The sequence below is a fragment of the Bacillus subtilis subsp. subtilis str. 168 genome, assembly GCF_000009045.1.
Classification (GTDB): Bacteria; Bacillota; Bacilli; order Bacillales; family Bacillaceae; genus Bacillus; species Bacillus subtilis.
Genome location: NC_000964.3, coordinates 475573 through 490751, shown reverse-complemented (window position 1 = coordinate 490751; position 15179 = coordinate 475573). Strand labels below are relative to the sequence as shown.

Sequence of the window (15179 nt, the reverse complement as noted above, 5' to 3'; positions counted from 1 at the left end):
ATTTGATAAGAATAAGCATGCAAGGACAAATGCATCTTCCTTTGAAACAAGATGCATTTGTCCTTTTGTCTGTTTCGAGTATGGCGAAATCAGTTCCTAATACATATACCGATCATTTTATGAATTCAAACATGCTGAAAATACATTTGTTTCCAAAAAAAAAAAAAAAAACAAGGGCTCTTAGGGCCCCTGTTTTTTTAAAATAACCGTTTCAAACTTTTCTTCAGTGACGGCATTTCAAATTTTTGGTTTTCGAAGAAGTTTTTCAGCATGTACTTGCTAAAGCCTTTCGCCTGCCCGTAGGTGATTTTGCCAGGAAGCGGCGGTTCGTTTCCAATCATGACATCCACTACGACCGGTTGGTCAGAGTGCAGCGCCTCATGAAAAGCCGGCGCAAGCTCTTCCGCTTTGGTCACTTTGATGCCCTTTGCTCCGCAGCTTTCTGCAAATGCGGCATAGTCGACATTTTGAAGTTTTGTGACATAGTCGATATTGCCTTTGACCTGCTGCTCGTACTCAATCATGCCGAGATTTTCGTTGTTTAAAATAACGACTGTGATCGGGAGCTTATATTTAACGGCGGTCGGAAGGTCCTGCATGACCATGGAAAATCCCCCGTCACCGCAGACGGCGATCGCCTGGCGTTCCGGTTCGGACAAGCTCGCTGCAATCGCTCCCGGCAGGCCGCAGCCCATTGTCGCAAGCCAGCTGGAAACGATGAAATCCTGATTCGCGTTCATTTTGAAATGACGCGCCATCCAGACTGTCACAGTGCCGACATCTACAGAGAGCACCGCATCATCGGCTGCCGCTTCCTGAAGACGGGCCACGACCTGCTGAGGTTTAAGCGGTGTTGTTGCCTCTGTCTCATCTTTTTCAATTTCGTTCCACCAATGCTGCATATGTTCTGTGCAGGCATTCAGGAATCTTCTGTCTTCCTTGCGTTCAATATACTCTGTCAATTCGCGCAAACCGAGAGCCGAATCACAGACAAGGCCCGCTGTCACCGGATACCGTTTTCCGATTTTTGCCGGGTCTGAATCGAGCTGTATCGCCGGCGTGTCATCAGGCAAATAATCACGGTACGGGAATGACGTTCCGAGCATGATTAATAAATCACATTCCTCCATTGCCTCGTAAGCCGGCTTTGTTCCGATCTGACCGAGGTTGCCGAGAAAATGTGGGTGCTTATCGGGAACAACACCCTTTGCCGGGAGTGTAACAACGATCGGAGCGGCGGCTTTGTCCGCAAATTCTAAGAGCTCCCGTTTCGCCTTTTTCATTCCCTGCCCTGCCAGGATAATCGGTTTCTTAGCGTTATTAATATATTGGGCGCAGGTGACGAGCTGTTCTTTTTTCGGTTCTAGGTTCCCTTCAATATACACCGGTGAAGTATACACGGGCTCCCGTTTGATTTTCTCCGCAAACAAATCATCTGACACGCTCAATACCGCAACGCCTTTTTTGCTGTAGGCGGTCCTGATCGCCTGATTTAAGAGATCCGGAAGTGATTCCGCGCTATGTACCTCTCTGTTGAACACGGCCACGTCCTCAAACATTTGCTCCAGCTTAATCTCCTGGAAATAGTCCCGTCCGACTTCGCCAGAAGAAACCTGTCCTGCAATCGCCAGCACAGGGGCGCCGTCGGCTTTAGCATCATATAAACCATTTAATAAGTGCACCGCTCCCGGCCCTGCGATTGACAGACAGACTCCGATCTTGCCGGTGAGTTTTGCTTCAGCCGCGGCTGCCAGTGCCGCTACCTCTTCGTGGCGGGTTTGAATGAACTTCAGTTGATTTCTTTCGTGTCTTAATTCTTCGATAAACTCATTTATACTGTCTCCGGGGATGCCGTATACATGATCAACTCCCCATTGCTCAAGCAGCTCTGTCATTGCTTGTCCTGCAGTTTTGTGTGCCATAACGTATCCTCCTTTTTCCTTTTTTCAATACCACAGGAGAAAGGCTTTAAAACCCGGAGACCTGAATCACTTGCCCAGTCTTCTTTTCAACAGGTCGATCGCCGCGAGCAACCCGCTATCCTTGACGGTGACATTTACATCTTGAGCGCCGTTCTTGAAATCATTGATCTGCCTTTTTCGATTCGGCACCATAAAAAGCGGCAAACGCCCCGGGGAAACCCACTTTAATCCCGCTGTCTCTGTGCCGTCAGCCATTGCTTGTCCGCCTGTAATGCTTCCGAAAAACAGATGCTGTTCATCTTGAAACTTTGGCCTTTGGTAAACACCTATTTTCGCAGAAAGCGCTGCATTGTATCCCGTTTCTTCCAATATCTCCCGCACTGCCGCTTCCTCAGCCGATTCCCCGGGATCAACCCTGCCGCCCGGCAAATCCCATAGAGGGACATCTTTTCGTTTCACCAGCAGAATTTGCTGACTTTCGTTCAATACGATCACAAAAGCACCTTGTGTATACACCCCCATACCTCCTTTTCCCGCTAAAAAGGACCAAGGTGATTCCCTTGGTCCTAGAGCTTTACTTTTTAAAATGATACGGCAGTGTGGCAACCATTATGTCCTTTTTCCAGAACAGCCGGACTCTGAGGAGGAAGGCCGATTGGTTGTGAAGGATGGTGTGCCAGCGTTTTTTCGTTATAAATTGCGGAAACAGCACCATAACGGAAAACTGCTCCTTCTTCGCTTTTGCCTCAACTGTTTCCAAAAACTTATCAAACGGATGGACAAGGCTTCTGTAAGAGGAGTGAAGCGTCACGAGACGCACTCCGTTATTAAGCTCTTCCCAACGTTTTTCGAATTTCTTTTCCTGTTCTCTGTCAAATGACACGTGAACGGCGATCACCTGATCGGACAGTGATTTCGCATAGTGAATCGATTTTTGCACGACGGTGGTGACACCGGCCACAGGCACAATCACAACGGTGCCTTTGATTTCTTCCGGCTCTTTGTCTACGATGCGAAGCTGTTCACCAACCGCAGTATAGTGATTTTTAATCGCAAAAAACAGCAAAACGACGATAGGCATAAAGATTAACACAGGCCATACGACATTAAACTTCGTCACAAACAGAATGGATAGAACCATAAATGATATCAGAGCGCCGCAGGAGTTGATCAGCATTTTTCCGATCCAGCCTTTTGGTTTTTGCTTGATCCATTTCATGCACATGCCGGTTTGTGAAAGCGTAAATGGAATAAATACGCCCACAGCATATAACGGGATTAAGTGCTCCGTCTGTCCCCCGAATAAGATAATGAGAACAATGGAGGCAAAGCCTAAAAAGATAATCCCATTTGAGAAGCCTAAGCGGTCGCCCCTGACTGTAAACATTCGCGGCATATACTGGTCTCTCGCCAGGTTGAAGGCAAGCTGCGGGAAGGCTGAGAATCCCGTATTTGCCGCAAGAACCAAAATAAGCGATGTGACACCTTGGATGACATAGTAGAACACATTCCGCCCAAAGGTTTCGGACGCAATTTGTGAAACCACTGTTTCATCAGGTTTCGGCGCCGTACCATACCCGTACGCGAGAACCGTGATGCCGGAAAACAGAATCGCCAGCAAAATCCCCATCATCGCAAGCGTTCTTGCCGCGTTTCGCGCAGGCGGGTTTTTGAATGCAGGAATCGCATTAGAAATGGCCTCAACCCCGGTCAACGCTGAGCATCCGGAGGAAAAAGCCTTAAGCAGCAAAAATAGCGTAATGCCGGCTACAGGTGTGCCGAGCGATGTATGATGGGCTGGCTGGTCTATTTGTCCTGTCATAAGTTTAAACAACCCGACTGCAATGAGAACCAAAAGCGCCACCACAAACAGATAAACCGGGTAGGCAAGTATGGATGCTGATTCCGAAAGCCCGCGCAGGTTCAAAATCATAATCACTAACACGAGAAAAATAGCGATCGGCACATGATAATCATGCAATGCAGGAAAGGCTGACGTGATGGCATCCGTGCCTGCGGAAATACTTACCGCTACTGTTAAAATATAATCAACAAGCAATGAACCGCCCGCAATCAATCCCGGTTTTTCACCGAGATTTTCTTTAGAAACGATATACGCCCCGCCGCCCTGCGGATAAGCGTAAATAATTTGCCTGTATGAAAGAATCAGTGCGAGCAGCAAGATGAGAACGCCAACCGCAATCGGAATGGAGTACCAAAATGCGGCTGCACTGATTGTTGCCAAAATGATTAGAATTTGTTCTGTCCCATATGCGACAGATGACAGCGCATCTGAGGAAAGCATAGCCAAGGCTTTTAATTTCGTCAGTTTTTGCTCTCCAGCTGCTTGGGATTTTAGTGGTTTCCCAATCAAAAAACGTTTGATTGAATGATACATCGATGTCTTCCCCTTTTAATTTCTCATTTTTCAATTAAAACAATAAAACATCCATCAGTGTCTTGCTCTCACATGTTGATGATAGTCCTTTCTGCTATGATGTCTCTGTATGCGATTTGCATTCAAAAATGAACAACAAAAAACACAGAGGCAAACGGATGCCCCTGTGCCATAACATCGAACACAGGTTTCATTCATCTCCTCTCACGAACGCTTACGAGGTTAGCTGACGGATTCGGGCATATGAGAGTTAGCCCTACCTAAAAAGGATTCACCCCAACGGCAAAAAGCCGTTCTATTGGGTCCCCCGCTCTGATTTCAGATTAAGCGATTTGTTTTCTAAAAGAGATCATACTCCCGTTCCCGCACGTTGTAAAGAGGCTTATTGGCTGAGAGAAAAAAATAAAATGACAGGTTCCACAAATGGAATTTACTTACCAAAAATAAAAAAACAGAGGCTAAAATCGCCTCTGTTTTATTCTGTATCTGTCTTTCTTTTTTTGCGTCTTACGGCAATCCAAATGAACACTGCCGCAACCACCATAATGAGTGCCAGCACACCAATATACATCCATTTCTGGCTATGATCCTGTGTTGGTTGTTCTGCATCGGAACTGTTTGTTTCCGATTTGAGCTGCTGGTGGTTTGTAAACACCTGCTGGCTGTTTGTTTCATTAAGGACGGTTGCCGACTCATCGTTGCTGTTCAGATAACTGATGATCTCTTTTGTGACAGCCGTGCCATCTCCTTTTGACGGTGCAAAGACAGCCATTGTATAGCGTGAATCCCAAACCGATGCTTGGGTAAATACCACTTGTTTTGTCGTCTCATTCAGCATCTCGAAACTAGATACATCAAACGAGCCGTTCTTTTCCTGCGGCACAAGCAGATCTGATGATTTCTCCTTCAGAAGAGAAAATTGATTGATCCCTCCTATGAAAATGAGGTTTCGTCCTTTCGCATCATTTGCTGTAACGTCAGATGATTTCTTTACCGTATATGAATGCTGTGCTTCGTTGCCAAAGGATTCTGTTACGAGAGAAAGCTCCTCTAGCTTCGATTGGCTTACGGTGTCAGGAAGCACGATTAACGTTGTTTGATCCTGGTTTCCGGCGTAAGGCAGCGGCCACTCTTGAAAATCCGCTGACGGGGACATGCCTTTGATGGCGTATGATAATGTACTGTTTTTATCGATAAAAACCCACTTTTCTTCATCAGTGGTGTTACAAGGGTTGTTTTCCTTTAAACCGGTCGTGACGAACTGAATATCAATGTAGCGGTTTTTTTGCAGCAGCTTAGGGTCCACTTTCACTGTGACATGATAGAATCCGTTTTTATCTTCTTTTCCTAATTCATCAAGCCGGACCGAGTGCGGCTGGCCGTTGATCATCACTTTCAGTTCTGCAGCCTGAGAGGCTGACTCGTTTTCAGCCGTTGAGGCTTGAATCGTTTCAGACTTTTTCAGTTTAAGCGACAGCTTCGCCGATTGGTTTTCATCTAAAACAGCCGAAGCCGGATAAAAATAATGTGCTGAAGATGTTTTGTCGGCTCCAATTGTGATATCACCCGCTCCAAAATTCTCAAGGGTCAGCTTATCGCTTTCTTTTTTTTCAGTCTGCTGAAGCTTGCTGATTGAAAGTGTATCGCCGCTGAGCTGGCCTGTATATGTCTGATCTGTCATCACGCTGATTTTTTTTGTGAGCGCGTCCTCGGACGCCGCTTGCGCAAACAGAACCGGCTGCTGTTTGCCCTCTGCTTTCAGCACCCGCTCCGCAAGCAGAAGGTTTTCTCCTTTTGCCTGTAGCCCGGCTTGTTTCAACAGTTTTTTCACTTTGCCGTTCCAATGCTTGTCCACGCCGATAACAATCGTCGGCTTATCGATTTTTTTCAGTTCAGATTCCGTGACATACGCAATACTGACACTGCTGTCCACCGTTTTCAAATAGCCTTCTGTTTTAACAGCAGCTTCTATTTCTGCTGAACTTGGGTTATCCGGAATGACGATAGCTGTTTCTTCCGCTGTATTTCCAGATTGGGCGAAAGGATACGGATAATGGTCCAGCGACGTTCCCTTCGCTTCACTGCTGTCAGCAAGTGTCAGCCGGCTGTCCGGATAAATTTTGATCCAGTTGCCTGATGTATCCTGTCTGACGCACACGCCCTCTTTCATTACGCCGTAGAATTTCAGCGATACGTTGTGATAGCCTTGCGCAGACTGGCTTTTATTCAGATTCAGCTTCACTGTTTTCCGTTTGGAATCACCATCAAGCTTTAACGTCTTGACCGGTTCATCATCAATGACAACCGTTAACGATGATGGAGAAATTAAAAGATTTGATGCCTCGTATTCGATTACCAATTGCTGATTGCCCGAAGAGGCGCCTGCCGGGATCTGATACGTCAGCTCTGCGCTGTCTTTTGATCCATACAGTGTAATCAGCTCGCTTGTCAGCACCTGCTGTTTGGCTTGTTCTTGGCTGCTTTTCCCAAGGAGCGAACCGCTGACCTGTACGTCTTTGGCAAGAGCCGTTTGTCCAGTCATCGCCAGCAGCATGAAGCTTGTGAGAAAAATCATTATTTGTTTCAAAAAGGTCACCCGCTTTTATGTTGATTGTATCGTTCTGTCTTGTACCATTTGACCTCTTGCTTGAATAAACGGTGCTTGATTTCTACGAATAAAGAGTAGATAACAAGCACAATCCATGCCTGCGAGTATGTGAAGTACATGAGAAATACGATAAAAAAGTTTTGCTTGTTCATTTCTGTTTTTTCAATGCTCAACGTAATCATGACCTCTGTCATAAATAAGAAAAACGCCAAAATCCAGAGAATCATTGCCAAAAATCCAACAGACAAATGCAAATCATAAAACAAATTCACTACAAAAATCGCATTTGACATGATCACGCCAAAGAAAAACAGGAAGTACGTAAAGAAAAAATAAAACAAATCAAAGATAATCCGTTTTCGTTTCAGCTTAAAAAACTGCGCCAAAAATTTGAGCACGACATATTGATTGCCGCGCGCCCATCGGGTGCGCTGGCGCCACCATACCTTCCATGTTTCCGGTTCCTGCTCCCACGTGATGGCGGCAGGGAAAAAGCGGATGTGATAGCCGAGATTATATACCCGGATGGTCAGCTCAGTATCCTCAGCGAGCGCTTTGTCATCCCAGCCTCCGAGCTTTTCGATAATGCTTCTGCGGATCGCGAAGTTGGTGCCTGGGATCGTGGCGATTTTGAACCACTTCCATCTGCCTCCCTGGGCCATCCACTGAAAACAGATCGTTTCGATATTAATAAACCTCGTCAGCAGCGTCTTTGCCGCATTGATGACGCGGAATTTCCCTACCACGGCGCCTGCCTTTTCGTCATTCATCAGGCCGAGCACGAGGTAATACACGGCCATTTTCTCAGGCGTGTTGTCGGCGTCATACACACAGATCACATCGCCGTTCGATTCGGCAAAACCCGAGTTAAGTGCAGAGGATTTTCCTTTTCCTGCATTTGGCGGCTTCGTAATCACCATTTTGATGAAATCGTATTTCTCGGAAAATTCATTGACGATATCACCCGTCCGGTCTGATGAATTATCATTAACGACGATAATCTCCAGCCGGTCCTTCGGATAATAAAGGTTGACCATGGCCTTCAGCGTCTGCCGAATCACAACCTCTTCGTTATGCGCCGGGATGAGGACGCTGACCTTCGGCAGTTCCTTCATATTTTCTCTCCACTTCGGGATATTCCGTTCGAAGGTCATATAGTGGCGAAACCCGCCCTGCATGAGGAACATGTGGTAGAGAAGCATAACCCATATTAAACTTAGCGAGATAAAGAACAGCGTATTACCCAAGGCTTCTTCTCTCCTTAAAAATTCGTTTTTTCAATGTGGCTCTCAAGTAAAACGTATAACTGACAAACATGATGACAAATAAGAGCACAACAGCGGAGAGAATCCATAACGCCTTTTCCAGAGGGGTTTGCCGGTGATGATCGAAAAACTCGTAAATGGGGCTTACGCCGTTTTTCACCTGAATCGTTCCGTCACCGCTTGTATGAATTTCCACTTTGTCTGTTTTGACGGTTTGTTTCGTTTTCTTTAAATCAAGCCATTCACTGTCTGGAATGCGTTCCATCTGATCAACCAGCTCAGGCAGATATTTCATCCCAAGGTACGGGTGATAAAATCCTCCGGCTACTCCGCCTTCAAAATCAATCATCTGGGAGATATGCTCCTCCATCTCACCGAGCGGGTTTTGCTTCGATGTGTCGACAAAGCCGATCGTTTCCGGATAAAGCGTCATTCCGTGCAGCATCGAAGGAGCAGTCACAAACGGAGGTGCACCGGATGTTTTCCATGTTGTGCTGCTGAGCTGGACCTGGCCGAAAATGCTTGTAAAATACTGCGAGGCGATTTGATAGCCATATTCGGACATCGTGTAATGCGGCGCTTCAAACGCCAGCGGGTAAAGACCCGATGATGTCAAATCCTCAATGGCACGCGTCAGTTTTTGTTTTGTATACGTTTCTTCCTTTTCCCGAAATGGTTCAAGATAGCTGTGATAGGCTTGTTCGTTCGGGAAGTCCTGTTCTTTCTCCAAAATGGACGGGGGGTCTTCGGCATTTCCGGATGTAATCGGCTGATCCGCCTTTGCATCCCAAAATTCAAATCCCTCTCCTGTTTCACTGTAGCGATAAGCGTGAGTATAGCCGTGAACTATGATACTGCCGCCCATGCTTTGCAGCTTCTTCAGCACCTTGACCATCTTCGGTTGATTAGACAAATACACTTTGTCGCCTGTTTCCGGATTCAAGTAAACCGGAATGACCGCCAGGATAAAAGGAATATGCCGCTTATGCAGGTATGTACCGGCTTGAAGCAGCAGTTTTTCATCAGACATCGGGCTGATATCCTCGAGACGCAAATACAATAACGTCGTCCCCGCCTTCTCTCCGAAAGCTTCTCTGAGCTGTTTCGCCACGATCAAATTGTCATTTAACAAATTTGTTAATCCAATGTACACATTCCCTTTTTTTGTTTTCCATATAAAAGAATGCGTTGTGCCTTCATCCGCTTTGAAGGTGTAAAGCGCCGTTCCTTTCAGGCCTGATACACTCAGCACGTTAAGCCCGCTTTCCAGAGACACATCGGCCTTTTCTGACCTGCTGTGAACCTGAAACACATTTTCTTTGCGGGCTAATGAAAGCCCAGAAAATTGGCTGATTTGGCCTGCGTTATAGCCAATGGCGACAACCGGTTTTTTCACGCCGCTGATAAGAGACAGCAATTTTTGGCTGAGCTTTCTTTTCGTTTGGCCGTAATAAATCACATGGTCTTTCCCTTTGAAATCCGACGCTTCAACGTCTGAATCTTTTTTGACTGTCACATGGGATGTAAAGTGGCCCGCAAGCAAATCGAGCATTTTGACTTGTGACGACTCTTTGCCGTCCAAGGTTGAGTAGATGATGAGAATGCCGGCATCCTGATCTTTCGCTTGCGCAGAAACGGGAAAAGACGCAATAGCTGAAAATAGAAGCATCATGACGCATAGCAATGTGATTCCTTTATAGTTCATTCATCATCATCTCGTTTTCCAGTTCTTCTAAAAATTGATCAGCTGTTTGGATATCGTTGCGGTAGGGCAAATAGCAAACGTGGAACGTAAGCGACACATACTTTCCATTTTCCAGCTGATATGTATCCAATTGTTTCTTCAGCTTAGTCAGAACGGCCGGCATATGTTCAGCAGGCGTGTGCGTCAGCACGATCCCGATACGCTCGTCAGAGGGACGGAATTTCTTATCCGTTTCCCGAACGCTTGTCCTGATTTGCTGACCGACATATTGGAAGAGGCGGTCCGTTTCTTTTTCACCGTACAAAGACTTAAACTCTTTGAAATAATGCATATGGAGCAGCAAAAACACAAAAGAATTGCCGTAGCGCTCCGCCCGCTTGATTTCTTCTGAAAGTTCCAGCTTCATCCTTTGCTTGTTATCAAAACCAGTCACTCTGTCAACAGCAACATAGCTTTTAATTTCGGATTGAAGCCGTGTCATTGAGCGCCGAAGCTCTGCTGTAATATCGTGGATTCTTCCAGAAATAAAAGAAAACAGCAAAAGCGCGATTCCCCACACGACAAGCATTCGCAGCCCTTCCTCAGCCGGAAAGAGCGATGTCTGTCCAGTCTGGAAAAACATCATTAAGGTGCCGAGAACAAAGAGTACGATTAAGGTCACTGCCAGCGCGTAAATCGGGCCGAACCAGATGCCTGCGGCGATGACGCCAAATGTGATGCAAAGGATCAGAGCACCTTCTGATTGCTGGGCTGACACATAATAAATAAACAAAGACAGGGCCGCGATGAGCCCTGAAAAATAAGCAAATAATTTTTGTGATTCACTGAATGATATTTTCATTAAAAAGCTTCCTTTCGGCTAACAGCGGCAGCAGATTGTCAAATGAATGCGTCTGAGTGCCGCTCATATAGCCTCCATAATACGATTTCACCGGATCATGAATTTCAAAGTCATTCATTCTATCATATATGGCTTTGATGACAGAACTGTTTTCATGCTGTTTTGTCAAAAACAATACGGCTAAGGCATATACGGATGGAGACTCATATTGGACGGCAGGCTCCTTCGTATATGCCGAATACCGCCCGTACAGCTTTCCGTTTTTCTGAAATTCCTGCTTGATCCAGTCCGCTAAAACAGATGCTTTTTCATCCCCTTCCGGCAAATGCCAAGCAGCGTAAAGCTGATCAATCAGGTTGATTTCACTATCATATGTGTATTCCTTCGTCTCCGAGCTGTATGTCTTCGGCAGAAAGCCATTTTTTAAAGGAGCTGAATAGAGAACATTGGCATTCCGCTGTTCTGTTTCTTCGTCTATGATTCCATTCTTCTTTAAGACAGCTAAGGCATCAGGCATGACGTATGAAAGCGTCACATCCTTTGAAGCGGCCTGTGAGTCGTAAAAGTCTGTAAAAAACCCGTTGTTCATATTGTATGTCTTCAAAGACGTGCCGATATCCCTAGCCGTTTGCGCGTAGTCGCTGCGGCCCCATTTTGCGGCGGCTTGGTCAAGAGACAGCATAATTCTCATATCATCTATCAGCGCATTCGTCCCGCTCGCTTGGCCATTTTGAATCTTCCACGTCACCAAGTGATTGCTCATCAGAAATGAATCAGTCAGATGCTGATATTGATCCTGGAAATGTGGTGCGTCATTTTTGCTGAGCAGAAACTCCATCCACAGTCCGAGAGATTCCGACAAGTAAGAAGGCTGGTCTGAAAAATCGGTTTTGATCAGCCCTTTGTCATTCATTAAATTGTGATAGATGAAATATTCCGCCGGCTGGAGCGGGCTGGCATTCACTTCTGTCGCCGACTGATTTTGGGTCTTGTTTCCAGCTTCAGCACACCCTGCGGAAAGTCCGATAGATAAGAAGAATAAGATGACAGCAATTAGTACATGCCTCACAGGCAAATCCCCCTTTGTCGCCTGAAGCAAATCAGACGCTCACAAATAGTTATAGACGAAAATATGACTGCCATGTTACAAAGTACATTTACTATAAAAGAAAAAAAATGCAGATTGCTAGCTTTTTTTTCCCTTTTTGAACATTAAGAAAACAGGACCTAAGTCCAATAAAAAACCTGTGCGATAGGCACAGGTTTTTTTATTATTTATCCAAACCGAGTTTTTTCAGCTGTTCTGCCAGCGCGTTGTTAATCGGCTCATCTTTATTTTGTTTTTTCATATAAGAGGATACGTCCCGTTTGGTAGCACGCGCTTTGTCTTTGTTTTTTCGTTTTTCAAATACAGAGAGCTTTTCACGGTGACCGCACACACACGCAAAGGTTTGGCCCTCGCCTTGGCCGCGAAGCTCCATTCTTTTATGGCAATTTGGGCAGCGTGCGTTTGTTTTTCGGGCAATCGTTTTTCTGCTTCCGCATTCACGATCTTGGCACACGAGCATCGTCCCGCGTTTGCCGTTTACTTTCAGCATCATTTTGCCGCATTCCGGACATGCCGTTCCCGTAATGTTGTCATGTCGGAAGGTTTGGCTGCTGTTTTTGATTTCTTTTACCGTTTGGTGAGCGTAAGCCTTCATATCTTTAATAAAAACAGCCGATTTCAATTTGCCGGCCGCGATCGCAGACAGCTTTTGCTCCCATTCTGCTGTTAAGGCCGGTGATTTCAGATCCTCCGGAACAAGCTGCAGGAGCTGTTTTCCTTTAGATGTGATAAAAATATCTTGGCCTTTTTTCTCGATTAAAAAGCTGTTGAACAGTTTTTCAATAATGTCGGCACGCGTTGCCACCGTGCCGAGGCCGCCTGTTTCTCCAAGCGTTTTGACGAGGCCTTTTTCTTCTCCCTGCATAAACGCGCTTGGGTTTTCCATCGCTGACAGCAAGGTCCCTTCATTAAAGCGGGCAGGCGGCTTCGTTTGGCCGCTTGTTTCCGTTAACGTGCGGACGGCAAGTGTGTCGCCTTTTTGAAGCGCAGGAAGTGTCTGATCTCTGTCATCCTCCTGCTCATCATCCTCTTCCGCCATATCATAAACGGCTTTCCACCCTTGCGACTGCACGGTTTTGCCTTTCGCCGTAAAGGTTTCTCCGCCGATTTCTGCGATGACCTTTGTTTCCTCATATTCGAATGCAGGCATTAATACAGCCAGGAAACGTTTCGCAATCAGGTCATACAGCTTTCGTTCTTTATCACTCAGACTGCTGAGAACGAGCGGCTCTTCGGTCGGGATAATCGCGTGGTGGTCTGACACCTTCGCGTCATTGACATATCCTTTATGAGATTTAATGCCGCGTTTTTTAATTTGGCTGACATATTGGGCATACGGTTTTACTTCCATGCCTTCCAGACGGTCTTTTAACGTCGGGACGATGTCACTGGATAAAAATCTAGAGTCCGTCCGCGGATATGTGACGAGCTTATGCTGCTCATATAGCTTCTGCAGGACAGAAAGCGTTTCTTTGGCAGAAAAACCGAAGCGCTTGTGGGCGTCACGCTGGAGCTCCGTTAAATCATAAAGCGCAGGCGCAAAGCTTTTTTTCGCTGTTTTTTTCAGCTCAGCTACGACCGCTTGCTTTCCTTGGAGATTTTTTAGCAAACGGCTTGTTACATCTTGATTGAACGTTCTCGTCTGCTTTGATTTCTTATCCTGCCACGTCAGCGTCATGCCGTCGACTGCAGCACGTATGCCGTAATACGGAACGGGCGTAAACGCCTGAATGTCTGCCTCGCGCTTTGCAATCATGGCAAGCGTCGGAGTCTGCACACGCCCGCATGAGAGCTGGGCATTGAATTTTGTGGTAAGTGCACGGGTGGCGTTGATCCCCACAATCCAATCCGCTTCCGCTCTGGCGACGGCAGAATGGTACAGGTTTTCATATTCTTTGCCGCTGCGCAGCTTTTGAAAACCTTCCTTGATCGCTTTATCCGTCACAGATGAAATCCACAGCCGCTTGATTGGTTTTCGGACATTCGCTTTCTCAATGATCCAGCGCGCAACAAGCTCACCTTCCCGGCCTGCGTCAGTCGCGATGACAATCTGATTGACGTCTTTACGGGTAAGCTGGGATTTGACTGCATTGAACTGCTTTCCGGTTTTTTTTATCACCACAAGCTTCAAGGGTTCTGGGATAATCGGCAGATCCTCTAGGCGCCATGATTGAAATTCTTTTCCGTAGCCTTCCGGATCAGCAAGCGTCACCAAATGGCCTAAAGCCCAAGTCACAATATATTGATCGCCTTCGAGATAACCGTTTCCTTTTTTATGGCACTTCAGTACCCGGGCTAAATCCCGGCCGACTGAAGGTTTTTCAGCTAATACAACTGTTTTTGACATGCTTGATCACTTCTCTTTCTTTCACGCTCATCCTGTTATTATAACAGACTTCGCGCGGCACTCTCTAACCGCGCCCGTTTTTCGTGTCAATTTCTGAGAAAATGACGTGAGTGACGGTTTGCGCGTAGGGCGATGTTTTGTTAATGAAATCTTCTACCGCTTCGAGGCTTTCGGCATTGATTTTCAGCATATAGCAGGCTGCACCCGCAATCCGGTAGCAAAATTCAATATTCGGCAATGTTTGAATATAGCTTTTGAACCGCTCATAATCCGCGTTTTTAACGGTTGCTTCCACAATGCAGGAAACGGGAAGCCCCAGTTTTTTCTGGTCGACCTCCAGCGTGTATTGCTTGATGATGCCAAACGATTCAAGCTGTCTTACCCGTTCTGTTACAGATGGAGGCGACAGCTTAATTTTTCTGCCTAATTCCCTCATCGACAAACGGCTGTCCTTCTTCAGCTCCTCAATGATATTCAGATCAATCTGGTCAAGTTTCATTTCAACATCCTTCTTTTTTGATTTTGTACACATTATCTCGGGTATTTTTGTAAATGACAAGTACAGTTCCCTAGAAAAGGCATGTAAAAATGAATGTTTTCCGAACATTTTTTGAAAGCTGTCATATGCCCCCCCGGATTGTTTATAGTATAAAATGAAAACGTGTCCACAAGGAGGGCGATTTATGCTGCACACGCCGATCGGAAGACTTCGCACGATGGGTTTTATTGAAGGAATGTCACTCTTAATCCTGTTGTTCATCGCTATGCCGCTTAAATATTGGGCAGGCCTTCCGCTTGCGGTGACAATTGTCGGTTCGGTTCACGGCGGGTTGTTCATTTTGTATTTGCTTGTCTTGGCTTATGCAACCTTCTCTGTCAAATGGCCGCTGAAATGGTCAGCTGCCGGCTTCATCGCCGCTTTCGTCCCATTCGGAAATTTTTTGTACGACCGCGGATTAAGGAACTATAAATAAGGAAGCGCAAA

Annotated in this window: 12 protein-coding genes and 1 other RNA gene; 2 read left to right on the top strand and 11 right to left on the bottom strand. The window is 46.1% G+C overall.

Annotated features, from left to right (window positions below):
• Nucleotides 1-2: 2 nt before the first annotated feature.
• On the top strand, nucleotides 3-206 hold the full coding sequence (locus tag BSU_04345; protein YP_009513943.1) for a hypothetical protein: 204 nt from the start codon (nucleotides 3-5) through the stop codon (nucleotides 204-206).
• Here the strand turns inward: BSU_04345 and poxB are convergent.
• The 11 genes from poxB to lrpC all read right to left on the bottom strand — a co-directional run bounded on the left by poxB (nucleotide 198) and on the right by lrpC (nucleotide 14693).
• A complete protein-coding gene (gene poxB / locus BSU_04340; RefSeq protein ID NP_388315.1) occupies nucleotides 198-1922 on the bottom strand; it encodes an acetyl-phosphate generating pyruvate oxidase in 1725 nt (574 codons plus the stop codon). The genes BSU_04345 and poxB overlap by 9 nt on opposite strands.
• A 66-nt stretch (nucleotides 1923-1988) precedes the next feature.
• Nucleotides 1989-2438 (bottom strand): putative NTP pyrophosphohydrolase, encoded by a 450-nt coding sequence (gene nudT, locus BSU_04330; RefSeq protein NP_388314.1) that lies wholly within the window; start codon nucleotides 2436-2438, stop codon nucleotides 1989-1991.
• A 58-nt stretch (nucleotides 2439-2496) separates the two neighbouring features.
• Nucleotides 2497-4320 carry a cyclic di-AMP controlled transporter of potassium gene (kimA, locus tag BSU_04320; protein NP_388313.1) on the bottom strand — a complete coding sequence of 608 codons (1824 nt, stop codon included), beginning with the start codon at nucleotides 4318-4320 and terminating at the stop codon, nucleotides 2497-2499.
• Between the two features lie 196 nt (nucleotides 4321-4516).
• Nucleotides 4517-4660: ATP-, cyclic di-AMP-sensing riboswitch (gene swaO, locus BSU_misc_RNA_7), an RNA gene on the bottom strand.
• Nucleotides 4661-4795: 135 nt separating this feature from the next.
• Nucleotides 4796-6907 (bottom strand): putative regulator of exopolysaccharide synthesis, encoded by a 2112-nt coding sequence (gene ydaN / locus BSU_04310; protein ID NP_388312.1) that lies wholly within the window; start codon nucleotides 6905-6907, stop codon nucleotides 4796-4798.
• A gap of 5 nt (nucleotides 6908-6912) precedes the next feature.
• Entirely contained in the window at nucleotides 6913-8175 is a 1263-nt protein-coding gene (ydaM, locus tag BSU_04300; RefSeq protein NP_388311.1) for a putative glycosyltransferase associated to biofilm formation, read from the bottom strand.
• Nucleotides 8168-9877, bottom strand: coding sequence for a hypothetical protein (ydaL, locus tag BSU_04290; RefSeq protein ID NP_388310.1), 1710 nt, complete (start codon nucleotides 9875-9877; stop codon nucleotides 8168-8170). The genes ydaM and ydaL overlap by 8 nt, the downstream gene beginning before the upstream one ends.
• 10 nt (nucleotides 9878-9887) lie before the next feature.
• Nucleotides 9888-10739 (bottom strand): cyclic-di-GMP receptor, encoded by an 852-nt coding sequence (epsK, locus tag BSU_04280; RefSeq protein ID NP_388309.1) that lies wholly within the window; start codon nucleotides 10737-10739, stop codon nucleotides 9888-9890.
• Nucleotides 10720-11808, bottom strand: a complete 1089-nt coding sequence (gene epsJ, locus BSU_04270; protein NP_388308.1) for a glycosyl hydrolase lipoprotein — start codon at nucleotides 11806-11808, stop codon at nucleotides 10720-10722. The genes epsK and epsJ overlap by 20 nt, the downstream gene beginning before the upstream one ends.
• A 202-nt stretch (nucleotides 11809-12010) precedes the next feature.
• The gene (gene topB / locus BSU_04260) at nucleotides 12011-14194 is read right to left on the bottom strand and encodes a DNA topoisomerase III (protein ID NP_388307.1); all 2184 of its coding nucleotides are present in this window, start codon (nucleotides 14192-14194) and stop codon (nucleotides 12011-12013) included.
• 64 nt (nucleotides 14195-14258) lie between these two features.
• Nucleotides 14259-14693: a transcriptional regulator (Lrp/AsnC family) gene (gene lrpC / locus BSU_04250; RefSeq protein NP_388306.1), complete on the bottom strand. Its 435-nt coding sequence runs from the start codon at nucleotides 14691-14693 to the stop codon at nucleotides 14259-14261.
• Nucleotides 14694-14877: 184 nt separating this feature from the next.
• Here lrpC and ydzA point away from each other — a divergent pair, with 184 nt between their 5' ends.
• On the top strand, nucleotides 14878-15168 hold the full coding sequence (gene ydzA / locus BSU_04240; protein ID NP_388305.1) for a hypothetical protein: 291 nt from the start codon (nucleotides 14878-14880) through the stop codon (nucleotides 15166-15168).
• The last annotated feature ends 11 nt before the right edge of the window (nucleotides 15169-15179 follow it).